This window comes from Rhodococcus sp. NPDC060084, from assembly GCF_042730335.1.
Taxonomy (GTDB): Bacteria; Actinomycetota; Actinomycetes; order Mycobacteriales; family Mycobacteriaceae; genus Rhodococcus.
The window spans coordinates 1-22,663 of sequence record NZ_JBHWWX010000046.1; the positions used below are offsets into that span (position 1 = coordinate 1).

A 22,663-nucleotide genomic window follows, 5' to 3' on the forward strand; every position below is an offset into this window, starting at 1 on the left:
TTTCCGGTAGCACTCGCTACCGGAAACGCGCACGCCTACTGTGGGAGGGGTTATGACACAGCCGCATGATCCGCGCACGCCGCAGGAGCGGGCCTACGCACTCGACGAGTCGCAAAACGGTGCAGCCCCCGAGTCGCAAGATGCTGCGCCGCACGACGAGTCGCAGCAGGACCGGGCGCCCGAGAATGCAGCACACGACGACACCCGTGTGCTGCACACCGACGATCCCACCGCCGCGTACGGGACGCCTGTCACCAACCCCACCCTCGTATATCCGGAACCCGGTCCGTATGCCGAGACCGCACAGGCCTACCAGCCGACACAGGGTTATCCGCCGATGCAGGGATACCAGCCGACGCAGAGCTATCCGCCGGTGCAGGGTTACCCACCCTCGCAGCCGTACCAGCCGACGCAGGCGTTCGCTCAACCTCAGCACCAGCCGCCCGGCGGCTACCCGCCGAACGTGTCGCCTCCCGACGGTCCGTACGCACCCGCGGAACCGCCGAAGTCACCCCGGGGCCCGCGCTGGGGGCTCCTGCTCCTCGCTGCTGCGGTCCTCATCGTGCTCGGCGGCACCGCGGGGTTCCTCCTCAGCCGTAGCGAGACGTCCGATTCGGCCACCGGCACCCGCCCGTTCACCACTCCCGCGCCTACCGCGCCGGTATCGCCGGGCCCGTCTCCGGAAGCGACGCCTTCACAACCGCTCGACGAGCTTCCCGGTGGTCTCGGTGAGATCATCGGTGATTCCGGCGCAGTGGTCGGTACGGTCACCGCGAACGACGGTGGGAGCATCACGATCAGTGGCATCGGCGGATCGCTCGTCACGGTGCTGCTCACTCCGGATACCGAGATCATCACGCTCTCGGGAGACGACCCGTCCGCGCTGGTGGTCGGCTCGGCCGTGATCGCGACCGGCACGCCCGTCGAATCCGGCCGGATGACCGCCGACACCGTCGTCAGCGCGTCGATACCGTCGTTCGACGGTCCGGGTCGCTGACACGCTAGGCTTTCGTGTCGATGACGTTCATGTGGTTTGCTCTCGCCGCGGTCGCGCTGCTCGGTGCGCTCGCGCTGCTCTACGTCGACCGGACCCGGCGCGAGCAGTCCGGGCGCGTACGCGAAATCTGGGCACGGGCGCAGGGCTACAAGTACAGCTCCTCGGACGACCAGTTGCCGTCCCACTGGCACCGCGCCGCGCTCGCCAAGCAGGAATACCTCGGCGCCATCGATGTGGTGCGCGGCGTCCGGCGCGGCGAGAACTTCACCCTGTTCGACATCGAAGAAACCGCGACGATCATCGCGGTGCGCCGCAAGGTGGGTTCGGACGTCGACATCGATCTGCGGCTGAAGTCGACGCCGCCCCCGAAAGACGCGGACATGAACCTGCTCGGTTCGATCGGACCCCGCATCGTGTTCGCCACCGATCTGGAGATCGCGCGGCGCGTGTGCGACCAGCGCATGGTCTCGTTCACGCAGTCCATCCCCGACCACGTGCAGATGCTGTGGAGCGAAGGCGAGTGGACCCTGGGATCCATTCCCGTGGGCAGCACCGGACGCGAATGGGACTCGGCCATCGAGACCGTCGCCCGGTTGTCCGGGATTCTGCACGTGCTTCCGCCCCCTGCCGGACCGTCGGAATCCGGGGAGCCTGCCCGCAGCGAGCACGACCCGGGCCGCCCGTCCACCCATCGCTGACATCTCTCGGCAGCCGGTGCCACCGCGACGACACGCTGCACCTGTGCAGCACTGACTCGTGCACCGCACCGGCCGGATCAGGGGCCTCGGTGCGCTGGGACGATCGACGGCTCGCCAGGGTGCGGGGACACACAGGGTTCGGGGACACAGCGGGACGCGATTCAGCTCACATCCGGTGACGAATGTTGCATGATGACAGCACCGGGGGGCGTCTCGATCAGGAGGTCCACGTGACCGACAGTTCCCCCACGGATGACACCCCGAACACGACCGCGAGCGCCGACGCGGCCGCAGCGCCGGCCGGCTCACCGGCAACCGACGGCCACCTCCACGACGTGATCATCATCGGGGCGGGACTGTCGGGCATCGACTGCGCCTACCGGATCCTCGAGCACAATCCCGGCTGCGACTACCTGGTCCTCGAGCGCAGGCAGCGCGTCGGCGGGACCTGGGATCTGTTCCGTTATCCAGGCGTGCGGTCCGACAGTGACATCTACTCGCTCAGTTATCCGTTCGAGCCGTGGGCGAAGCCGGGCGCACTGGCCGAAGGTGCCGACATCAGGGACTACATCGAGCAGACCGCTCGCAAGTTCGGCATCGCCGACCACATCCGCTTCGAGCACCACGTGCTGACCGCCGACTGGGACTCGGGCACCGACACCTGGACGTTGGGCGTCGAGGTCGGTGAAGGTGACGAGAAGTGTCACGAGACCTACCGGTGCCGGTTCGTCGTCTTCGCGACCGGCTACTACGACTACGACCAGCCGTACACCCCGAGGTTCGCCGGAGCAGAGGACTTCACAGGTCGGATCGTGCATCCACAGCACTGGCCGGAGGACCTCGACTACCGGGGAAAGCGCATCGCCGTGATCGGCAGCGGCGCGACCGCGGTGAGTCTGATTCCCAACCTCACCGACCAGGCGGCGCACGTGACGATGCTGCAGCGCTCGCCCTCCTACATCTTCTCGGCCAAGCAGAAGCAATACCTCGTGCCCGTTGTCCGGAAGCTGCTGCCAGCCGCGGCGGCGCACCGGGTGATCCGGTGGCGTTATGCGACGCAGACCGCGGCGATCGTGCACCTCACGCACCGGTTCCCGAAACTGGGCCGCAAGATGATCCGCGCGAACGTGGCGGCCAACCTGCCCGAGGACTATCCGGTCGACGTGCACTTCAACCCCACCTACAACCCGTGGGACCAGCGCATGTGCATGGTTCCCGACGCCGACCTGTTCAACGGCATCACGGACGGCTCCATCGAGATGGTCACCGACCACATCGAACGCTTCGACGAGACCGGCGTGCGACTGATCTCCGGCCGGCATCTCGACGCAGACATCATCGTGACCGCCACCGGCTTGCAACTGCTCGGCTTCGGCGGGACGCGACTGGTGGTCGACGGTGACGAGCTGAAACCGCACGACCGTTTCGTTTTCAAGAGCCACCTGCTCGAGGACGTCCCCAATATCGCGTGGTCGGTCGGCTACACCAACGCCTCGTGGACACTGCGGGTGGATATGACCGCGCGTTCGGTCGCGAACCTCATCAGATATATGCGTGAGAACGGCTACACCCATGCCTATCCCCACCTGGGCGCCGAGCCGATGACCGCCAAACCGTTGTGGGATCTCGAGGCCGGATACGTGGAACGCTCGCCGGACGCGCTGCCGAAGTCGGGAACTCGAGGGCATTGGCGGGTCCGTCACAATTACTACCGCGACGCCATCGACCACCGGATCAGTAGGGTCGAGGACTCGATGGTCTTCGGTTCGGTCGAACACTCGCAGGATCTCGTCGGGTGATCGATCCCCTCGGTCTCGCGGCGCGCTGATTCTTGCGCTCGCCGCTACTGTGGCGGCCATGACTTCAGCTTCGCGTCCCGTCGCGCTCGTGACCGGCCCCACCTCGGGAATCGGTGCAGGATTCGCGAGGACCTTCGCCGAACGTGGATACGACCTCGTCCTCGTCGCCCGTAACCGGTCCGCTCTCGACGACCTCGCTGCCGAACTGCAGCGCACCTCCGGCGCGTCCTCGGAAGTGCTGCCTGCCGACCTCGCGACGACGGAGGGGCGCGCTGCGGTAGCGGAGCGACTCGCCCGCGGAGTCGACATGCTGGTCAACAACGCCGGCTTCGGAACCACGGGCGAATTCTGGACCGCCGATCCTCAGTTGCTGCAGGCGCAACTCGACGTGAACGTCACCGCGGTCGTCCAGCTCACGCGTGCGGCGTTGCCGCCCATGATCGCCGCGGGCAGGGGCGATGTCATCAACGTCGCGAGTGTCGCGGGCCTGGTGCCCGGGCGCGGGTCCACCTATTCGGGGAGCAAGGCGTACGTCGTCTCGTTCACCGAAGGGCTCGCCGGGGGACTTCTCGGCACGGGCGTACGGGCACAGGCGCTGTGCCCCGGGTTCGTGCGTACCGAGTTCCATCAGCGCGCGGGGATCGACATGTCGTCCACCCCGGGTGTGCTGTGGCTGGACGTGGACAAGGTGGTGCGCACGTCGCTCGCCGACCTCGAATCCGGCAAGGTGCGGAGCATCCCGGGCATCCAGTACAAGGTCCTCGCCACCGCCGGGCGACTCGTGCCGCAGAACCTGGTGCGCAAGATCGCCGCGCGTCTGGGCAACGGCCGCGGGCGGACGTAACCGGCGTACTCCCGCCGGGCGGAAACAGACCCGGGAAGATCACGGTACGGACACGCGGGGGATGACACGCGGGATCCCTCTGTCGCACCACCCACCCACGTCGGTACATTCCTCGACGTGACCTCTGTGGCTCTGGTGATTGTTGTGGCTTCTGTGGCAGCACTGCTGCTCTGGATACGCGCAGGTGTGCAGCGCCTCCGCACGCTGTTCGCCCGTTATCGCGACAGCCTGCGTCTGCTCCGCGACGAACTCGACGACCGCTACGACCTCATCCCCACCCTCATCGCCGCGTCGGCAGGAGCGGGCGTCGACCGCGCACTGCTCCGGCCCGTCGTCGGTGCCCGTTCGCTCGCCATCGAGATGCGCGACCAGCGTCTCGGGCTCGCCGAGCGTGCCGCCGCCGAGAACACGCTGTCTGCGGCGCTGCACGACCTGCTCGGCGGTCTCGACGGCGTCACCCACTGGCCGTTCGTGCGCGTCGCCCGCGAACTGGACGTGCGGGAGCAACGCATCACCGGCGCCGTGCGCGTCTTCAACGACATCGGCACCACCTTGAACGACGCGGTCGGCCGGTTCCCCACGTCGATCTACGCCAAGATCGGGGCCGTCGGTCCCGTCCCGCTCTTCGAAGCACCCGCTCCGGTCGCGGCTCCGGAAACCGACGGCTCGGCCGTCGAGGCCGGAGTGCTCGCAACGAAGCCCGGCACGGGTTCCGATCCCGTCGCCGCCTGACCGCCGGGCGGGCGACTAGGCTCGTTGCCGACGCAGCGCTGCCAACCGGGCGGCCGCGCAGACGCGGACGCGACGAACGGCCGCGCGAGACGACGATGAGGAACGCGAATGAGTGACCGTGACGAACTGGCAGCACTGGTACGTGAGCTGGCGGTGGTGCACGGCCGGGTGACGTTGTCGTCCGGCAAGGAAGCCGATTACTACGTCGATCTGCGTCGCGCGACTCTCCATCACCGCGCGGCTCCGCTGATCGGCACGCTGCTGCGTGAACTCGTCGCCGACTGGGACTTCGACGCCGTCGGTGGGCTGACCATGGGCGCCGACCCCGTCGCGATGGCCGTCATGCACGCCCCGGGGCGCCCCATCGACGCGTTCGTGGTCCGCAAGGCCGCAAAGGCACACGGGATGCAGCGTCAGATCGAAGGACCGGACGTGACCGGAAAGCGCGTCCTCGTCGTGGAAGACACCACCACCACCGGTAACTCCCCGCTCACGGCGGTCAAGGCTCTGCGCGACGCCGGCGCGGTGGTAGTGGGCGTCGCGACCGTTGTCGATCGCGCGACCGGCGCCGACCAGGTCATCGCCGCCGAGGGCGTCGAGTACCGGTCGCTGCTCGGACTCGCCGACCTGGGTCTGGCCGACGGGTAACCCCGTGGCGGCGCGGGTCCGGCAGACCGTGACGCGGCTCGCGGACGGCCGCGAGCTGATCTACTTCGACGACACCGAGCCGTTCGTATCCGGGGCCGCGACCCGCGAAACCCGGGACAGGCGAGTGCTTCCGGCGGTCGCGGCGACGTCGGAGTTGCGCCGCGACCCGCTCACCGGCGAGTGGGTCACCTTCGCCGCTCATCGCATGGACCGCACCTTTCTTCCGGCGGTCGCCGAATGCCCGCTGTGCCCGAGCAGGCCCGGAACGGCCACCGAGATCCCCGCAGACGACTACGACGTCGTCGTGTTCGAAAACCGTTTCCCCGCGCTCGGAGCCGACAGCGAACTGCCGGGCACCGAATCGTCCGGCGCCGATGCAGACGGCACCGATGCAGACGGTGCCGACCGACTGTGGTCGCGCCGGCCCGCGGGTGGGCGCTGCGAGGTCGTGGCGTTCACCGCCGACCACGACGCCACCTTCGCCGGCCTGGACGCCGAGCGCGCCCGCACCGTCGTCGATGTGCTCGCTGCGCGGACTGCCACCCTGTCGGCCCTACCGGGAGTGCGGCAGGTGTTCTGTTTCGAGAACCGCGGCGCCGAAATCGGTGTGACACTTCAGCACCCACACGGCCAGATCTACGCCTACCCCTTCCTGCCAGCCCGCACCGCAACGCTCGTCGCGCGTGCCCGGGAACACCGCGCGCGAACGGGGCGGTCGTTGCAGCGCGACGTGCTCGACGCCGAACGGCGTGTGGGTACGCGAGTCGTGTGGTCGGGCACCGCATGGACCGCGTATGTGCCTGCCGCGGCGCGCTGGCCGATCGAAGTGCACCTCGCGCCGCACCGCGACGTCCCGGACCTCACCGCGCTCGACGAGACCGAACGCGACGAACTCGCGGTGCTGCTGCGCGACATGCTCGGTCGCGTCGACCGCTTCTTCGACGGTGTCGACCGCGTTCCGTATATCGCCGCGTGGCACCAGGCACCGATCGGTGACGACCGTGAACACGGCCGGCTGTTCTGCCAGATCTTCTCGGTGCGCCGCGCCGCCGACAAGCTCAAGTACCTGGCGGGGTCGGAGTCTGCGATGGGGGCGTGGATCAGCGACACGACGCCGGAGCGCATCGCGGCCCGACTGCGGGAGGTGGGCACGTGACGGTGTGCGACGACGCGGCACGCGCATTCACCGAGTCGTTCGGAGGTGAACCGGACGGCGTGTGGTGCGCGCCGGGCCGGGTCAACATCATCGGCGAGCATGTCGATTACGAGGGTGGGCTGTGCCTTCCCATCGCGCTGCCGCAGATCACCGCGGCTGCGGTACGCCGCCGCACCGACGGCCGGGTACGCATGGTCAGCGCGGGGTTCGATCGGGTCGAGGTCGACCTGGCGCCGCTGCACGGGAGCACGCGGGTGGCGGGATGGGCCGCATATGTGGTGGGTGTCGTGTACGCACTCGACCCGCCGGGATGCGAGGGACTCGACATCGCGATCGCGTCGAATGTGCCTGTGGGCGCGGGGTTGTCGTCGTCCGCTGCTCTCGAGGCCTCAGTGGCGCTGGCGGCCGCCGAGCTCTTCGGGCTGCCCACCGACGACGCGGGCCGCGACCGGCTTGCCCGTGCGTGCGTGGTCGCGGAGAACGACTATGCCGGAGCGCCGACAGGCGGGATGGACCAGCAGATCGCGCTGCGCGGACGCGCGGGCCATGCCTTGCTGCTGGACTGCGCGGACGGCACCGTCGAACATGTTCCGTTCGATCCCGAGGCGCAAGGGATGACGATTCTCGTCGTCGACACCCGCACCGCGCACCGTCTCGTCGACGGGCAGTACGGCGATCGTCGCCGGGCCGTGGACGACGCCGCACGGATGCTGGGAAGCGCCTTGCGTGACGCTCCCTCCGTCGACGGACTCGAGGACCCGGTACTGCGCCGGCGTGCCCGGCATGTCGTCACGGAGATCGGCCGGGTACGCGGCGCCGCCGACGCTCTGCGGGCCGGACGGGTCCAGGATCTCGGAGCTGTGCTCGATGCGTCGCACCGGTCGTTGCGCGACGACTTCGAGGTCAGTTGCCTCGAACTCGACACCACGGTCGAGGCCGCGCGACGCGCAGGCGCACTGGGAGCGCGGATGGTCGGTGGAGGATTCGGCGGGTCGGCGATCGTGCTGTGTGAACTCACGCGCGTCGCGGCGATCGAAGCGGCGGTCACCGAGGCCGCGGCCCGACACGGGTTCCCCGCCCCGGGTTTCCTGCGGGCCGCACCGGCCGGCGCCGCACACCGCTGCCGCTGAGGCACGCGGGACGCGACACGGACGAGCAGTCGCCGGCAGGTACTGTGCCGCCCATGAGTTGGTTCAGTCGCCGCCCGTGGGGCGCAGAGCACGTGGTTCTCGCGGCGGCGACCGCCGTCACCGTCGCCGGCGCGGTACTCGACCGGGAAAGCCTGCAACGCGTCGCGAAACCGCTGATCGGACCGGCCCTCGCGGTGCGCGTGCTGCGGCGTGCCCGCGACACCGAGCGTGTCGACACCGCGTTGCTGCTCACGGGTCTGGCCGCCGCAACCCTCGGCGACGTGTTCATGATCCGCTCCGATGAGGATCGCCGGATCCTGCGTGGTGCGGGCTCGTTCGCGGTGATGCAGGCGGCGTACTCGACGGTGCTCGCACGGCACGGTGCCCGGGTGACCAAGAGCGTCGCGTTGCAGCGGGCGGGTGCCTTGACCGGTGCCGCAGGACTGCTGGGCACCCGCAGCCGCGGGGTCGCTGTACCGCTGACCGGTTACGGCGCGGTACTCGGCACCACCGCGACCCTCGCCGGCGATCCGTCTCTGGCTCCGGGGGCGCCGCGGCGGGCGGGGCTACCGGTGCCGGGTTCCGACCGCCGCAGCTGGCTCGGGCTGGGCGGACTGGTCTTCACGGTGTCCGACGGGACGATCGTGCTGCGTCGCACGGTGCTGTCGGGCGAGCGGGCACGGACCGCTGCAGAGGGCGTCGTGCTGGTGACGTACGTGGCCGCTCAGGTGTTGCTCGTCGAGGGAATGCTCGCGCTCGCGCGCCGAACTTCCGCTTAAATCCATCCTATCTGGCCAAAATGGCCACATTTCGGTTACACGGATCGGCTTGCCATGGCGCTCAGTGCCGAGGATCTTCCAGAGGACAGGTCTGGGGTCGAGGCGGGTTCCGGAAGTGCCCTCTGCCATCGATGGATCACTCAGTACGCTGTTCCCGCCAAGTAGGCGTGCGAAGGCAAGTCCGCTGCGGCTTGGGCTTGGTAGGTGGTGCGGATGCCACGCCAGTTGCTGCCGCTCCCGTCGCTGCCGATCCCGTTGGTTTCAGATGGGCTTGTCGCGACGACGATGTCTCAATCGGGGCGGGGGTCGTACCGGTACACAGTCCCACAGCATTCTGGCGACGTGGTAGGGACTGGGGTCTGGACCATTCCGTGGGCACCGTCAATCGTGTACCAGTCTGTTGGTGGTGCGAGGCTCGGGTCAGCGGCGACCGCGGCCAGCGCCAGGTCCTCGAAGAACGCTTCAGTGGCTCCGACCGCGGCGACGACGACAGCGCGGTTGAGTGAGCGCTGGTTGGCGGGCGGCGCTCCGGCACCAGTTTGCTCCCCTGGCTGACGCGCGGGGCCGTCAGGGGCGCATTCTTCTGATGGATGCTCTCGAGGGTTCTGTGCGTCCGAGAGGTACGAGACCAGTTCGTCCAACGACGACTGCAAGGGGTGACGGGGCAACGCGTTCTCCAAAAGTCGGCTCGATCGACCACGCACGCGCTCGGCGGTCTACTCCACGACTCCGCCGATCTGCCGCTTCCCGCAGGTCGAGGTAGGGATGCGGGTGCGCCGGCCCCGCCAGCGCGCTGCGCTGGCCGACTTCATTGGGTAGGCGACAATCGAGGCCTACGCCTCGCCGGATGCCCTGGTCATCAGCGCGCTGACCGCCGACGGCCCGCGGGCGCTGACGCGCACCACCGATTGCGAACTGGTGCGGCGAGGCGGCGACGAGGACCCTGCTCGGAGCCCCGATCAGGTTGGTCGAGATCCCGATCATCGGGACGACGGAACCCGCGGCCACGGTCCGCGCGCTTCGCGACGCCGCTCCCGCCGGCGCAAGCCCGTTGACCGTCGAGTGGGACGGCCTGCTGTGCGTGATCACAATGACCCGGCCCGCGGTCCGCAACGCCGTCGATCTGGCGCTGGCCCTGGAAATCGAGAAGGCCGTCGATGGCCGGACCATCGAGCAGCATGACGCGGCGGACGTCCGCACTCTGGCCGACGGGTGGGCCTACGCACGCTTTTACGAATCAACCGCGCGCCGCAACGCTGCCCTGCCCGGCTGGCTGCACTTCTACAATCACCACCGAGCCCTTTCCGCCATCGGCGGCCAGCCGCTAGTCACCAGACAACGTCGCTGGACATCGTATGATGGACGCCGTCAGCTCCGTGGGTGTGTCGTCCGGGACGAGGTAGCCCGCGCCAGGGATGGTCTCGAAGCGTGCTACGGGGATCTGTGCCGCAAGCTGCGCCCCTTGGCTGCAGGCATCAGATGTCATCGCCGGCTCGTCTGCGCATACGCAGGCGAGCCCCGGACGGTAGACCGGGCATCAACACATCGGATGATTCGGGCGTCGGATGTGTCTCAGCCGAGCTCGTGCCGGCGTAGATACGCGAGGACGGCCAGCACCCGACGATTCGTGTCGTCGGTCGGCGGCAGCACCAGTTTGTTAAAGATGTTGCCGACATGCTTGCCGACCGCCGATTCGGTGATGAACAACTGTGCGGCGATCGCCGCATTCGAATGTCCCTCTGCGATCGAGGCGAGCACCTCGCGTTCGCGCGGCGACAACTGCGCCAACGGATCCCGCCGGCGACGGAACAACTGCTGTATGACCATCGGATCGATCACAGTGCCACCGGCAACCACTTGACGCAGAGTGGAGACGAACTCCTCGACATCGACGATGCGATCCTTCAGCAGATAGCCGACCCGCCCACCTTCCGCACCCATGAGTTCGTCGGCGTAACTCAATTCGACATACTGGCTCAACGCCACCACGGCAAGCCCCGGATAGGTTCGTCGCAGTGCCACTGCTGCGCGCAACCCCTCGTCGGTGAAACCCGGCGGCATCCGCACATCGGTCACGACGAGGTCCGGACGGTTCTCGGCGACAGCCGATTCCAAGTTCACGGCATCGGGGACCGCAGCCACGACCTCGAACCCGAATCGTTCGAGCATCGCGGCGAGGCTTTCGCGCAGCAGTGCACCATCCTCGGCGAGGACCACTCGCACGGCAGTCAGTTCTCGATCCACGGCAACTCCACACGGACAACGGTGGGCCCGCCAGGCGGGCTGGACAGCAGCATTCTGCCGTCGACCGCCGCGACCCGGTCGGCCAGGCCCGTCAGACCGCTCCCTCGTTCCGGATCCGCACCACCGCAGCCGTCGTCCACGATCTCAACGACCAGCAGATTCCCGGCGCGTCGGACAGCCACTGCGACGGCCGTCGCATCCGCATGCTTGGCGACGTTGTTGAGCGCCTCGACCACGACGAAGTACGCTGCGACCTCGACATCCCGGGCGGGGCGGGATGGGATGTCCGCGGTGACGCCGACCGGGGCCATGAAGTCTTCGGCCAGCGCACGCAACGCGTCGGGCAGGCCACGGTCGGTGAGGACCCTCGGGTGGATTCCCCGAATGAGTTGCCGCAGTTCCGCCATCAATTCCTTGGCCTGGTCATGCGCCTGCGACACGCTTTTCGCGGCTGCGGAATCTGGTGGGAGGTCGAGTTTGGCCATGCCCAACTGCAAGGTGAGGTTGACGAGCAGCGACTGCGCACCGTCATGCAGGTCCCGCTCGATCCTGCGACGTTCTGCCTCGAAGGCATCGACCAGTCGGGCACGGGACCGCGACACCTCGACAAGCCGAGCGCGAAGCGCGTCCGGATCGTCGCCGCACAGCAACGACCGAGCGAGCGCGCCGTGCAGTCCCGCGATCAGAGCAATCACGTACGGGACTGTCGGCAGCAGAAGCAGACCTGCGATCGCGTAGGGGACGGCCTGATCGACCGACGTGATCTGGCTGAAGCCGAGCGCCACCGCCTCGTTACCGTCACCCACCACCAGGGGGCTTACCACCATCACGACGATGAGGCCGACGATCACCGCGGCCAGGAGCAACAACGCGGGAACCAAGGTGAGCAGCAGGACTGCGTATCCGAGCTCCCTCCATGTCGCGGCCTCGGTGTAGCGGGTGCGCACCCACGGCCACAGACCCGCGGCGGGAGGCGCGCGGTGCGCCGAGAGCGCCCGATCGCTGCTCACCAGACGCAGCCGCATACGTTCCAGAGTCGCCAGCGGTATCGCCACCAGCGGGCCGAGCCCGAACACCAGCACCACGCCGAGAACACCGAGGAACAACACCCTGCCGAGCGGTTGCGGATACATGCCGTCGCCCGCCCACACGATCAGGACCAACCACGGGACACAGAACGCAGCGAACGGCAGCGCCACCGCGCACACCACCGGGACAGTGGTCAGCAGATAGCCGAGCGAGCGCCACAGCCACCCCGTCAGCAGGAAGCGTCGTCGTGTGATCGCGGCGAGCACCGAGGTCGGTTCAGCAGAGGACACTCGAGTGAGCCTATCGACGCGGCCGCTGTTTCGGGAGGAGGTGAGGTGCAGTCGAAAAGGTGGTGCTGGCACCACCTCCGATCCGCCGCGTGGACCCAGTGACCACACCACCGGCGGAATGGTCGGCTGTAGTCATGCAACTGGAGCTGAACAAGGTCACCAAGACCTATCGAGGTAAACAGGCCGTCACCGACGTCAGCATGCGGATCGGGCCCGGAGTTCTCGGACTCCTCGGACCCAACGGAGCCGGCAAGTCGTCGCTGATGCGGATTCTCTCCACGATCACCCGGCCGACTTCCGGCACGGTCACGTGGAACGGTACCGACATCGTCGCTCGGCCGGAGCCGCTCCGACGTGTCCTCGGCTACCTCCCACAGGATTTCGGTGTCTATCCGAATCTCAGTGCCCGGGAGTTTCTCCGGTATCTCGCCGCAGTCAAGGGACTGAGCACGCGGTCTGCCAAGGAGCGGGTCGACGAGCTGCTCGAACTCGTCAACCTGACCGACACCGGATCGCGTCCGGTGGGCAAGTTCTCCGGCGGCATGCGCCAGCGTGTCGGGATCGCGCAGGCACTCCTGGGCGACCCCGAGCTTCTCGTCGTCGACGAACCGACGGTCGGGCTGGACCCTGAGGAACGCATGCGGTTCCGCAACCTGCTCGGGGATCTGGCATCCGACCGGATCGTCATCCTGTCCACTCACATCGTGTCAGACATCGAATCGATCGCCGACGACATCGCGATCCTCACCGCCGGCGAACTACGTAGGCGCGGCACCCCCGAGGAGCTTCTCCGTTCCGCGGACGGTCTGGTGTGGGAAGCGATGGTTCCCGTCGATGCCGTGACCGAGATCCGGCAACGAGCGACGATAACCCGCACGGTCCGAACAGCACAGGGCGTGCGTGTCCGTGCGGTCGCCCATACACCTCCGATGCCGGGGGCTCGTCCTGTCGAACCCGATCTCGAAGAGGCGTACGTCAACGCGGTCCACAGCCCGATGGCGCCCGCCGGGGTGATCCGATGACAGGCGCTGTCGCTGCCGTCGCGATGGCAGACTTCCGGGATCGTTCGCGGCGTCCCGCGTTCCTGGTGACGGTGCTCGGCGCTGTCGCACTCGGCTATGTGGCCGTCCCGCCTGTCTCTGCAACGTACGCGATGGTCAAGGTCGGATCGTTCCGGGGACTGTACGACAGCGCGTACATCGGCATGTTGCTCGCCATGATCGGCAGTTTGTGGTTGCCGCTGTTCGGGTTCTACGTCGTCCGCAGCAGCATCGCGCGCGACATCGCCACCGGCGTAGGAGAAACGCTTGCCGCATCCCCGTTGCGCACGTCGATGTATCTGCTAGGCAAGTATCTGAGCAACCTGGCGGTGCTCGCGGCGATGGCTGCCGCACTCGCTCTGATCGCACCCGTGATGCAGCTTCTCCGCGGGGAATCCACGGGCCTCGACTTGACTGCGCTCTGGCTTCCGATCGTGTTGTTCTGTCTTCCGGTCCTGACGGTGGCCGCAGCAGCCGCCGTTGTGTTCGAGACGGTCCCGCTCTTGCGCGGTGGTGCGGGAAACATCCTGTGGTTCTTCGTGTATCCGTCGATGTTCCTCGCTGGGATTCCGCTGATCTACGGCACGATCACTGCGGGGTTCCAGACCGACCTGGCCGCGCAGCACCCCGGCATGGACGACGAGATCTCGATCGGGCTCACCGCGGAACCCGGAGCGCTCGGGCAGTTCACGTGGTCCGGAATGGACGTCGACCCGACCCTCGTCGCAGCGAGTGTGGGATTGATCGCGGCATCGACGCTCGTCGCCGTCATGCCGTCGTTCTGGTTCACTCGGTTCGATCCGTCACGGCTGCAGACTTCCCTATCGAGGACTTCCACCCAGCCGTCCTCCGCAACACCGGGACCGTCGGCGACACCCGCGTTCTCACAGACCGTACGAGGGCTGTCCCCGGCCGAGCGTGGACACGCGTTCCTGGGGCTGTTGATCGGCGAGGTCCGTATCCATCTCGGAAGTGTGTCGCGGTGGTGGTGGCTCACGCTCGCGATCGTGACGGTCGCGGCCCTCGCGGTTCCCGCTGATCGCGTCGGCACCGCGCTGCTCTTCGCGTGGTTGCTGCCGGTGCTGCTGTGGTCGCGTCTCGGCACGCTCACCTACGAACAGGGCGTCGACCCCCTTGTGGAGTGCGGTGTCTCGCCGCGCATCCGCCTCATCGCCGAGTGGAGTGCAGGTGTGCTCATTGCCGCCGTCGCCGGTGTGGGCCCCTTGGTCAAGATGCTCCTTACGCTGGACTTGACCGGCGTAGCCGCATGGGTTGCGGGCGCCGCGTTGATCCCTGCCCTTGCACTGCTGATCGGGTCGATCGGACGGGGCGCACGTGTATTCCAGGCGGTCTACCTGGTGATCTGGTACGCCGTTCTCAACGGGGTCGCGGCCGTCGACGTTATGGGCGTGCTCCGCACCGACGGCTCGCTCAGTGGCCCGTCTCCACTGTTCTCTCTCGGCATCAGCGCTGTGTTGGTCGCCGCCTCCCTACTCGTACTGGAGATTCGTCATGCCCGCCGTTGAAAACCTGCCCCGGAAATCCCTGCTCTCTGCCGGTGTTGCGGCACTGACACTCTCGACTCTTGTACTCACCGGATGCACCGCCGGTTCCGCGAGTCAGGAACAGCGGAGCGACACCTACAGCGGCGCGATCACCTCCGTCACACTCGATCTCGATGATGCGGGCGCGAAACAACTCGGTGTCACCACCGCGGCCCTGAGCGCCCAGGTGATCGGCTCCGACCGCGACGACATCGAGATCCGACGTTCCTTCGAGTTCACCGACGGCGACAAGCCCGATGAACGCATCGACACCGACGGGTCCGGTCTGATTATCAGCGCGAGTTGCCCCGATAGATTTGCCGTCGGCAGCCCCACCTGCGTCGCCCGATACGAGATCGCCGTACCGTACGGGACTGTTGTCCAGGGGAATTCGAAGTTCGGCGATCTGACGGTGACCGACACCCGTGCCGCCGTCGATCTGAACTCCCGCTACGGTGACGTCACGCTGGTCACGGGCCCGGGCGGTTACGCGGTGGACGCCGTCTCGGCGACGGGCACAAGCACCATCGAGGTGCCGCAGGATCCCGCCGGGATCCCGGTGCGCCTACGGTCCGGAGATGGCGCCGTCTCCGCAATGACGGACCCTCGCTGAGACGAGAGCGAAGTACCCAGAGTGAATGCACACCTCGCAGGGACGGTTACTACCAGGCAGCCACTCGAGGTGTGTGTTATTCGTCGTCGTCGATCTCGCCGCGGGCCAACCACTGTGGGAGGAGCTGCTCAGGAGTATCGGCGTGAGGATGGGGTGGCTGTGGTGTCCGGGCGAGTAGTCGAATGACGGCAATCACCGCCAGGACGATTAACACCCAGAACGCGATCATCGCGAAGATCATGAGCGCGTAGCCCCACCCGTTCATGCTGTTGGCGTACCAGAACATCATCGGTGTGCCTCTGCATTGCGCCAGATTCGTCGCTCTTCAGGCAGCCCGCGCGATCGCGATTTTCACCCGGGTCCGGCGCACGAGTTCGGCGCGGCCGGCGACGGTGCCGCGAGACGGCCCACACCTGCTGCCTCAGCGATCGCATCGGGTGGCACGTCACTCGCGCCCGCTCTGCTTTCTGTTGATTGGCGTCCAAGTATGCCGAGGCGCTCTTTCAAGAACGCGATGTCGTTGTCCTGCTCGAACATCTGCTTGCGGAGACGGGCGAGCTCGGTGCCCACACGGGCGATGCTGCTGCAGCTCGGAGAGCATCTCGACATACCGCTTCGTGATCGGAACACGCTGTCGGCGTTGGTGACGAAGCGGACATCTCACCTGTCCCCGTACAGATGTCGTGGGAATCTGCGATAGGAGGCGCACACAGCCAATGGGCACACCGACCAGCACCAAAATATCGAAACGACCTGCAAAACAAGATGAAACACCTGATGAGTATCCGGACGCACCCTGACGAACCGTTGCGGGCAGATTCAATCGTCCTCGACGGTGATCGTTGGGGGACTGGGAATTACCGCGGTGGTCAAGGCGATGCGAGTGCGGTCCCCGCCGGAGTCGGTTTGGTACGGCGCGAGTAGCTCGGCGAGCCGTGTCTGGATCTGCGCGAGGTCGTCGGTGGTGACGTAGAGCGGTGTGGTGCCGAAACCCAAGTAATTCCGCAGGTTTCGATCCTCGTTCTCGATGAACGTGTCGAAACTCTCGCCGAGTGCGCTCAGGAAGGTCAGGAAGGCGTTTCGGAGTTCTGCGTCGCTCATCGCATTGAGATCGTCGTGCCCGACGTGTGCCATGCGTTCCCCGAGCGCGAGTGTTCGTTCAATGGTCCCGCGCACGCGGCGCTCGTCGACGACGGTGACGATCTCCGCGTCGATCAGTGCCGCCACGTGCCGGTAGAGCGTGGCCTGGGTGACGCTCGGCAGTGCCGCCCGGAGTTCGCCGGTCGTCAGCTGGCGACCTCCGAGCTGCTGCACAATCCGCAACCGAACAGGATGCAGTACGACGTCGGCAATTGTCGATTTGCTCGCCATCGCGACCTTTCGCCGTTATTATCACTCTGATAATGTTCTCAACATCGATACGAGCTTACCGTCGACAGGAGACTTGACGCTATGGCGCAACCGATCTACGACGAAGCAGCCCTGCATCTGACCTTTTCTCGATGGGAAGCCCCGGTGGTCCGCTATTCCGCCATGGCTGTACCGCTGAACTCGATCTCGAGCGTCGAGGTGTTGCCGAGATGGACCTCGGAAACTCTCGGCATCAGATCCGGCCTGACAGTCTCCGGCTACCTGAAAGTCGGCACCTTCTTGCACCCCCGCGGCACCACTCGGCTGGTCTCGATGAAGCGTGGCCACCCGATATTGCGTGTCGGACTTCGTGGGCGCAAGGCCGATGAGAAGTTCGACGAATTGCTTCTCAGCAGCCCGGACGCATACGAGATCGCCGAAGCCCTCCGACTGGCCGGTGTGCGATGAAGGGCGTCTCCATCCAAGTCGACAGCCTCACAAAACGATTCGGTCGGGTAGAGGCAGTCGGCGACGTCACCTTCACGGCCCAACCGGGTCGGGTGACGGGTTTTCTCGGACCGAACGGCGCCGGCAAATCCACGACTTTAAGGATGCTGCTCGGACTGACCCGTCCGGACCGCGGTATTGCGCTGTTCGCCGGCATCGCCTACGGCGACCTTCCGTCCCCCACGCGAACCGTGGGCGCTGTACTGGACATCGCGTCGGCGCATCCTGCTACCACCGCCCGCAATCACCTCCGTACCTTCTGCGCCCTCGGCGGTCACCCGTCGGATCGAGTCGACGAGGTAATCGGAACGGTCGAACTGGACCGGTTCTCCGACCGACGCGTAGGCGGTTACTCCACGGGCATGCGACAGCGCCTCTCCCTCGCTACCGCGCTGCTGGGCGACCCGGACGTGCTCGTTCTCGACGAACCGTCCAACGGCCTCGACCCGGCGGGAATTGTGTGGCTACGTAACTTCCTTCGGGATTTCGCTGTCTCCGGCGGTACCGTCCTGATCTCCAGCCACGCCCTCGGTGAACTGCAGAACAGTATCGACGACGTGGTGCTCATCGACCACGGACAGATCGTCTGGACGGGCACCCTGCTCGAACTCACGACGCGAGGCGACACATTGGAAGAGGCATACCTCAGACTCATCGCCCGGGAGAGTGCGATATGAAGCGTGCCGTCCGCGGTGAACTCACGCGACTGTTCTCCACCCGTCTCCCCATGTGGGCACTGATTGCGGCCGTCGCGAGCGGCGCCGGACTCACAGGGCTGCTCGGTTTAGTGGGCCCGGAGAACGCATCGCCTCCGATGCCCGCTCTCGACACCTCGGAAGGTGTGGGAATCGCTATCGGCCTCGCTGGGCTGCTGCTGTTCGTACCCGCACTGTTCGGCACGGTAGCCATCACGAGCGAGTACCGCCACCAGACCATCGGCTCGACGTTCCTTGCGGTGCCTCGTCGCGGCAGGGTGCTCGGCGCAAAGCTGGCTGTCTACAGCGTATTTGGACTCGCTTACGGACTGCTGATGTCGTTGTCGTCGGCAATCGCCTTGTGGTCCGTCGCCACCATGCGCGGAATCACCCTCGGCGCCTCCGCCGGCGACCTGGTGACACTCCTTGCCCGCCTGGCTGTGGCCGCCGCAATCTACACGATGCTCGGCATGGGTATCGGTGCGCTGGCACGCAACCAGCTCGTGGCCGTGGGAGTCGCGCTCGGGTATTTCTATCTTGTTGAGCCTGCGCTCATGATCGTCCCGGGACTCGGTGCCTTCTATCCGTTCCTTCCTGGAGGCGCGACTGCTTCACTGATGGACTTCACGTTCCTCGCCGATACCGTCGCCCAGGAATCTTCGCTGGGAGTGCCCGCATTGCTCTCGCCGCTCGTGGGCGTGCTCGTGCTCCTCGGCTACGCGGCGGCTGCCTCGGTGGTAGCAGTGGTGTCGCCGCTTCGGCGGGATCTCGCGTAGCGTTGCCGCGCTGAGCAGTGCTGCGCGCGGTCCGGCGGGTCGGATACCGCCGGATTTACGCAGAACCGACCGATCTGGGGAACGCCCTCCCCGAGGACTCGCCCCGACTCGCTCAGCAAATCACCTCGATGCTGGCAACGGGCGGGCGGAAATGTGGGGAGTTCCAACCGAAAGCGGACAGAAACCGTCGCGCTGCAGGGACAGTGTCCGGTGCAGCGCCGCCGCCAGAGGCCAGTTCACGGCTTCAACGTACAAGGCACGAGCGTGGACCGCTGTGAGCTGGGTGGATCCGGGGGGACTGCTGCACGATCCGGTGACAGATTCGGTCACGCAGCCTGTGTGGCTGGTGTGGTCATGATGGTCTCGAACTCGACAGGCGTCAATCTGCCGAGCCGGAGCTGACGTCGCCGGCGGTGATAGGTCCGCTCGATCCAAGTCACGATCGCGATGCGCAACTGCTCGCGTGTGGCCCATCTCTGCCGGTCGAGGACGTTCTTCTGGAGCAGCGCAAAGAACGATTCCATCGCGGCATTGTCGCCGGCCGCACCCACCCGACCCATCGATCCGACCAGGTCGTGGCGGGCGAGGGCGCGGACAAATTTCCGGCTGCGAAATTGCGATCCACGGTCGGAATGAACCACACATCCGGCAACCGAGTCCCGCCGTGCCACTGCCGATTCGAGGGCCGTGACAGCCAGACGGGATTTCATCCGATCGCTGATCGAGTAGCCGACGATCCGGTTCGAGTACACGTCCTTGACCGCACACAGGTAGAGCTTGCCTTCCTCGGTTCTGTGTTCGGTGATATCGGTGAGCCACAAAGTGTTTGGAGCATCCGCGGTGAAGACGCGGCCGACGAGATCATCGTGCACCGGCGGCCCGGAGCGGCCCTTCTTCGAGCCACGTTTCTTGCCGAACACACTCCACCACCTGTTGGTCGAACAGATCCGCCACGCCGTGCGGTCCGACATCGACTCGCCGCATCGCGGGCTTCGTCGGCGAGGAACCGGTAGCCGAACTCCGGGTCCTCGCGGTGGGCGTCGAACAGGGCGTTCGCCCGGTACGCCTCCTCGAGTTCGGCGTCGGTGACCGGGTCGGCGAGCCACCGGTAGTACGGCTGGCGCGCGATCCCCAGAACCCGGCACGTCACCGCGACGGGAATCCCGCCGGCGGCCAGCTCGCGGACGAGCGGGTACATCATTTTCCCGGAAGATTCGCCTGTGATAGATACGCCGCGGCCCGCCGCAGCACTTCGTTCTCCTGCTCAAGCAACCGGATCCGCTTTCTCAGCTCGCGGTTCTCTCTGGACTCCTCGTTCGTCGTCCCTGGCTTGGTGCCGTCCTCGACGTCGGCATTCCTGAGCCAGTTGGTCAGGCAGGATTCGCTGATGCCGAAGTCGGCGGCGATCTGCCGCAGGTGCTGACCTGGTTCGCGGTTGCGGGCCACGCGGACGACGTCGTCGCGGAACTCTTTCGGATAGGGCTTGGGCACGGGGTCCATCCTTCCAGCAGTGCCTCACGGCACCACAGTTCAGATGTCACCTATCCGTGCAGCAGTCCCGGTGGCGGCTGGCCCGCTTCTGCCAGTCGAAGTCCGGTGGGGCCTCGATCTGGATGTTTTCGGCCGAGAAGAACACCGCCACCTCGAAACGTCGATCCGCGCTGTTGGGATCGGGGGCGTAGAGGTAGAGCGGTCCGCGGCTCACCGGTGCCGTGGACCGAACCACATGAACGGCCTTGAGCGGCAGCAGTGCTGTGCCGAAGACATGGAACCGCACCATGCGGTTTTTGTGTGCGGGGATGAAGGTTCCGTCGTCGTCGACGAACCGGCAGTCCACCCACATCGTCACCGGACCGCCCTCGACCTCGACCGCATACCCGTATGTCGGCGGAGTGAGACGACCATCGAGAATCGCGTGCACATCGATTCCGTCGTCCCCGACCGGGATAGGTCCCCGCTCAGCCATGACTGAGACGCCGGCAGCAGCAGGGACAATTCGTCGAGGCCCCGGACAATCGTGTGGTCATAGGTCATCAGTCCTGCAGGACTCCGCACCGGGCGAAGAGATTGACGCTACACCAGTATTTTCACGCAGCCCGCAAATTCTTGACGTAATGCGCACATCCTGGTGGCTGGCCGCGGTCTCCTCCGTGGCCACGCTGCGGGCAGGGGATCTGCCGTGTGGGCGGGGCTCGGGTGCCGGGAGCGCAACGTCGAGACGCGTGGTGGTCGGGCTCACCCCAGGTGTGGTGGATCCGACCCGTGGTGGGGGAGTTCGGCGAGAGGAATGGGTGGTGGGAGGGCGCCGGTGGGGGTGTGTACGGCGATGATGTTGGTGTTGTCGGTGATCCAGACGGTGCCGTGACCGTCGATGGTGACATCGGGTGTGGGGGTGCGGGTTTCGGTTCGGGCGATGACTTGTCCGGTGATGTCGGTGAGACTGAGGAGCCAGTATTCACGGTCGTCATAAAGGTCGCGGTCGGGGTCGTGGTGTTCGATCCAGACGTGGTCGCCGACGGTGCCACCGGACAGGCCGGGCAGCGGCCAACGTGTCGGGGGGTCGGTGTGCAGGTCGGGCCGGATAGTGCGGAGGGTGCCGCGCAGGTCGATCACGCCGGCGGCGGGGGCGGGGATCAGGACGGCGTGGTTGTCGATGCCGTCGAGGGGTGGTCCGACGGTGATGTGTCCGCCGAGGGTGATGGCGACGACGACGGTGGTAACCGGCCACGTGTCCCGCTGGCGTAGGAGAATGCGGAAACCGTCGTCATAGGCGGTGACTGCGGTGACGGTGCCGGCGGGGAGGGTGGTGTCGTCGTGATGGGTCTGCCCGTCGGGGTGCCACAGGCCGATGCGTGTGGCGGTCTTCTCGTGGGTGCAGGTCAGCAGTGTTCCCTCGTGTGCGGCCGAGGCGTCGACCCGGCGGTCGTCGCGACGCTGCACCGCACCGGTGTCGGTGGCCCGGAAGATGCCGTACCAGCCGGCGATCCAGCATCCTTCCGGGTCGGCGTGCAGCCGCCAGGGGGTACTACCGGGTTGCGGGGCGATCGGGGCGGGCAGCACGAACGGGCGCGCCTCGGTGGGATGGTCGAGGTCGACTCGCACTATCAGGGGGAATTGTTCGTCGGCGGCCCACAGCATGCGTCCGGAGGTGGAGATCGCCCGCGGGATGATCGAGGGGCGGATCGGGAGCGGTGGCACATCGTCGAGGTCGAGGTCGGCGAGGATGCCGGGTTCGTGCCGCCTGGCACTGGCCGCCTCGTTCATGTTCCGTGCCGCGGTGACGCGTCCGCGGACCGAGCCGCCGGTGGCGTAGGCGAAGTCGCCGACGAACCGGCCGGTGAGGCGGACACGGCCGGTGGCGGGACGTCGGCTGTACCAGGTCGCCGACCAGCCGTCGCCGCGCAGCAGGATCGGCCACATCCACGCCCGCGGCATCGTTGCGGGTGCGTCGACGGCGGGTTCGAGGCGTGGGGGTGCGAGCGGTTCGGCGTCGGCGTCGATCGTCGACAGGGTCGGGTCGTGGGGGTCGGCGGGTACTTCGTCGAACAGCAGCCAGAACACTCCGACCTGCCCGACGGTGGGCTGGGGGATCTGGCCGTCGAGGATGGCGTCCTGGCCTGCGAGCAGCCGCACCTGCCGGTGAGGACGCATCTGCGCGGGGTGTTCGGTCATCGGCATAGCTCCCGGGTACTCCGCCGCGTGAGACGAAGAGAGCCAGCCTACCGTTGCTCGTGCAAGGCAGTGGGGGATTCGCAACGTCGACACGCAGACGCCGGCGCGGGTGTCGATGAG

21 protein-coding genes and 2 pseudogenes are annotated in these 22,663 nt (G+C 66.8%); 16 read left to right on the top strand and 7 right to left on the bottom strand.

Going from position 1 to position 22,663, the window contains the following annotated elements:
- Nucleotides 1-52: 52 nt before the first annotated feature.
- The 10 genes and pseudogenes from ACFWBU_RS18680 to ACFWBU_RS18725 form a co-directional block, all read left to right on the top strand.
- Nucleotides 53-997 carry a hypothetical protein gene (locus tag ACFWBU_RS18680; protein WP_378528954.1) on the top strand — a complete coding sequence of 315 codons (945 nt, stop codon included), beginning with the start codon at nt 53-55 and terminating at the stop codon, nt 995-997.
- A 29-nt stretch (nt 998-1,026) separates the two neighbouring features.
- A complete protein-coding gene (locus ACFWBU_RS18685; protein ID WP_169619576.1) occupies nt 1,027-1,695 on the top strand; it encodes a hypothetical protein in 669 nt (222 codons plus the stop codon).
- A 335-nt stretch (nt 1,696-2,030) separates the two neighbouring features.
- The gene (locus ACFWBU_RS18690) at nt 2,031-3,494 is read left to right on the top strand and encodes a flavin-containing monooxygenase (protein WP_378528968.1); all 1,464 of its coding nucleotides are present in this window, start codon (nt 2,031-2,033) and stop codon (nt 3,492-3,494) included.
- A 58-nt stretch (nt 3,495-3,552) separates the two neighbouring features.
- Nucleotides 3,553-4,338, top strand: a complete 786-nt coding sequence (locus ACFWBU_RS18695) for an SDR family NAD(P)-dependent oxidoreductase (RefSeq protein ID WP_378528955.1) — start codon at nt 3,553-3,555, stop codon at nt 4,336-4,338.
- Nucleotides 4,339-4,455: 117 nt separating this feature from the next.
- Entirely contained in the window at nt 4,456-5,070 is a 615-nt protein-coding gene (locus tag ACFWBU_RS18700; RefSeq protein WP_346765276.1) for a LemA family protein, read from the top strand.
- A gap of 108 nt (nt 5,071-5,178) precedes the next feature.
- The gene (gene pyrE, locus ACFWBU_RS18705; RefSeq protein WP_169651396.1) at nt 5,179-5,718 is read left to right on the top strand and encodes an orotate phosphoribosyltransferase; all 540 of its coding nucleotides are present in this window, start codon (nt 5,179-5,181) and stop codon (nt 5,716-5,718) included.
- Nucleotides 5,719-5,722: 4 nt separating this feature from the next.
- Nucleotides 5,723-6,874 (top strand): galactose-1-phosphate uridylyltransferase, encoded by a 1,152-nt coding sequence (gene galT / locus ACFWBU_RS18710; protein ID WP_378528956.1) that lies wholly within the window; start codon nt 5,723-5,725, stop codon nt 6,872-6,874.
- Entirely contained in the window at nt 6,871-8,004 is a 1,134-nt protein-coding gene (gene galK, locus ACFWBU_RS18715; RefSeq protein ID WP_378528957.1) for a galactokinase, read from the top strand. Before galT ends, galK begins: the two co-directional genes overlap by 4 nt.
- Before the next feature lie 53 nt (nt 8,005-8,057).
- On the top strand, nt 8,058-8,783 hold the full coding sequence (locus ACFWBU_RS18720; protein ID WP_169651393.1) for a lysoplasmalogenase family protein: 726 nt from the start codon (nt 8,058-8,060) through the stop codon (nt 8,781-8,783).
- A 1,195-nt stretch (nt 8,784-9,978) separates the two neighbouring features.
- Nucleotides 9,979-10,119 (top strand): annotated as a pseudogene (locus tag ACFWBU_RS18725) (IS481 family transposase); the annotation flags it as partial.
- Between the two features lie 236 nt (nt 10,120-10,355).
- Here ACFWBU_RS18725 and ACFWBU_RS18730 read toward each other — a convergent pair.
- Together ACFWBU_RS18730 and ACFWBU_RS18735 are read right to left on the bottom strand one after the other, a co-directional pair.
- The gene (locus ACFWBU_RS18730; protein WP_346765042.1) at nt 10,356-11,006 is read right to left on the bottom strand and encodes a response regulator transcription factor; all 651 of its coding nucleotides are present in this window, start codon (nt 11,004-11,006) and stop codon (nt 10,356-10,358) included.
- Nucleotides 11,007-11,011: 5 nt separating this feature from the next.
- Nucleotides 11,012-12,346 carry a sensor histidine kinase gene (locus ACFWBU_RS18735; protein WP_378528958.1) on the bottom strand — a complete coding sequence of 445 codons (1,335 nt, stop codon included), beginning with the start codon at nt 12,344-12,346 and terminating at the stop codon, nt 11,012-11,014.
- Nucleotides 12,347-12,480: 134 nt separating this feature from the next.
- Here ACFWBU_RS18735 and ACFWBU_RS18740 point away from each other — a divergent pair, with 134 nt between their 5' ends.
- From ACFWBU_RS18740 to ACFWBU_RS18750, 3 genes are read left to right on the top strand one after another with little or no spacing between them, the layout of a single operon-like run.
- Nucleotides 12,481-13,368, top strand: coding sequence for an ABC transporter ATP-binding protein (locus tag ACFWBU_RS18740; protein WP_378528959.1), 888 nt, complete (start codon nt 12,481-12,483; stop codon nt 13,366-13,368).
- Nucleotides 13,365-14,912 carry a hypothetical protein gene (locus ACFWBU_RS18745; protein WP_378528960.1) on the top strand — a complete coding sequence of 516 codons (1,548 nt, stop codon included), beginning with the start codon at nt 13,365-13,367 and terminating at the stop codon, nt 14,910-14,912. Before ACFWBU_RS18740 ends, ACFWBU_RS18745 begins: the two co-directional genes overlap by 4 nt.
- A complete protein-coding gene (locus ACFWBU_RS18750) occupies nt 14,899-15,543 on the top strand; it encodes a hypothetical protein (protein WP_378528961.1) in 645 nt (214 codons plus the stop codon). Before ACFWBU_RS18745 ends, ACFWBU_RS18750 begins: the two co-directional genes overlap by 14 nt.
- Nucleotides 15,544-15,619: 76 nt before the next feature.
- On the opposite strand, the gene ACFWBU_RS18755 is transcribed toward ACFWBU_RS18750, so the two are convergent.
- Together ACFWBU_RS18755 and ACFWBU_RS18760 are read right to left on the bottom strand one after the other, a co-directional pair.
- Complete coding sequence (locus ACFWBU_RS18755; RefSeq protein WP_378528962.1) at nt 15,620-15,808, bottom strand: SHOCT domain-containing protein; 189 nt, start codon at nt 15,806-15,808, stop codon at nt 15,620-15,622.
- A gap of 554 nt (nt 15,809-16,362) precedes the next feature.
- Nucleotides 16,363-16,914 (bottom strand): helix-turn-helix domain-containing protein, encoded by a 552-nt coding sequence (locus tag ACFWBU_RS18760; protein ID WP_059384589.1) that lies wholly within the window; start codon nt 16,912-16,914, stop codon nt 16,363-16,365.
- An 81-nt stretch (nt 16,915-16,995) separates the two neighbouring features.
- Between ACFWBU_RS18760 and ACFWBU_RS18765 the strand changes: the two genes are divergently transcribed.
- From ACFWBU_RS18765 to ACFWBU_RS18775, 3 genes are read left to right on the top strand one after another with little or no spacing between them, the layout of a single operon-like run.
- The gene (locus ACFWBU_RS18765) at nt 16,996-17,361 is read left to right on the top strand and encodes a hypothetical protein (protein WP_059384590.1); all 366 of its coding nucleotides are present in this window, start codon (nt 16,996-16,998) and stop codon (nt 17,359-17,361) included.
- Nucleotides 17,358-18,077: an ABC transporter ATP-binding protein gene (locus ACFWBU_RS18770; RefSeq protein WP_169619037.1), complete on the top strand. Its 720-nt coding sequence runs from the start codon at nt 17,358-17,360 to the stop codon at nt 18,075-18,077. The genes ACFWBU_RS18765 and ACFWBU_RS18770 overlap by 4 nt, the downstream gene beginning before the upstream one ends.
- Nucleotides 18,074-18,871, top strand: coding sequence for an ABC transporter permease (locus ACFWBU_RS18775; protein ID WP_059384592.1), 798 nt, complete (start codon nt 18,074-18,076; stop codon nt 18,869-18,871). The genes ACFWBU_RS18770 and ACFWBU_RS18775 overlap by 4 nt, the downstream gene beginning before the upstream one ends.
- 326 nt (nt 18,872-19,197) lie before the next feature.
- On the opposite strand, the pseudogene ACFWBU_RS18780 reads toward ACFWBU_RS18775, so the two are convergent.
- From ACFWBU_RS18780 to ACFWBU_RS18790, 3 genes and pseudogenes are all read right to left on the bottom strand, one after another.
- A pseudogene (locus ACFWBU_RS18780) lies at nt 19,198-20,362 on the bottom strand (IS3 family transposase).
- A gap of 46 nt (nt 20,363-20,408) precedes the next feature.
- Entirely contained in the window at nt 20,409-20,837 is a 429-nt protein-coding gene (locus tag ACFWBU_RS18785; RefSeq protein ID WP_378528963.1) for a hypothetical protein, read from the bottom strand.
- Between the two features lie 269 nt (nt 20,838-21,106).
- Nucleotides 21,107-22,543: a hypothetical protein gene (locus ACFWBU_RS18790; RefSeq protein WP_169619039.1), complete on the bottom strand. Its 1,437-nt coding sequence runs from the start codon at nt 22,541-22,543 to the stop codon at nt 21,107-21,109.
- Nucleotides 22,544-22,663 lie beyond the last annotated feature (120 nt).

Coding starts and splice junctions, on each gene's coding strand:
- ACFWBU_RS18775 (WP_059384592.1), top strand. CDS start 18,074: ATGAAGCGTGCCGTCCGCGGTGAACTCACGCGACTGTTCTCCACCCGT.
- ACFWBU_RS18760 (WP_059384589.1), bottom strand. CDS start 16,914: ATGGCGAGCAAATCGACAATTGCCGACGTCGTACTGCATCCTGTTCGG.
- ACFWBU_RS18765 (WP_059384590.1), top strand. CDS start 16,996: ATGGCGCAACCGATCTACGACGAAGCAGCCCTGCATCTGACCTTTTCT.
- pyrE (WP_169651396.1), top strand. CDS start 5,179: ATGAGTGACCGTGACGAACTGGCAGCACTGGTACGTGAGCTGGCGGTG.
- ACFWBU_RS18745 (WP_378528960.1), top strand. CDS start 13,365: ATGACAGGCGCTGTCGCTGCCGTCGCGATGGCAGACTTCCGGGATCGT.
- ACFWBU_RS18685 (WP_169619576.1), top strand. CDS start 1,027: ATGTGGTTTGCTCTCGCCGCGGTCGCGCTGCTCGGTGCGCTCGCGCTG.
- ACFWBU_RS18720 (WP_169651393.1), top strand. CDS start 8,058: ATGAGTTGGTTCAGTCGCCGCCCGTGGGGCGCAGAGCACGTGGTTCTC.
- ACFWBU_RS18755 (WP_378528962.1), bottom strand. CDS start 15,808: ATGAACGGGTGGGGCTACGCGCTCATGATCTTCGCGATGATCGCGTTC.
- ACFWBU_RS18790 (WP_169619039.1), bottom strand. CDS start 22,543: ATGACCGAACACCCCGCGCAGATGCGTCCTCACCGGCAGGTGCGGCTG.
- ACFWBU_RS18680 (WP_378528954.1), top strand. CDS start 53: ATGACACAGCCGCATGATCCGCGCACGCCGCAGGAGCGGGCCTACGCA.
- ACFWBU_RS18695 (WP_378528955.1), top strand. CDS start 3,553: ATGACTTCAGCTTCGCGTCCCGTCGCGCTCGTGACCGGCCCCACCTCG.
- ACFWBU_RS18770 (WP_169619037.1), top strand. CDS start 17,358: ATGAAGGGCGTCTCCATCCAAGTCGACAGCCTCACAAAACGATTCGGT.
- ACFWBU_RS18785 (WP_378528963.1), bottom strand. CDS start 20,837: ATGGCTGAGCGGGGACCTATCCCGGTCGGGGACGACGGAATCGATGTG.
- ACFWBU_RS18750 (WP_378528961.1), top strand. CDS start 14,899: ATGCCCGCCGTTGAAAACCTGCCCCGGAAATCCCTGCTCTCTGCCGGT.
- ACFWBU_RS18740 (WP_378528959.1), top strand. CDS start 12,481: ATGCAACTGGAGCTGAACAAGGTCACCAAGACCTATCGAGGTAAACAG.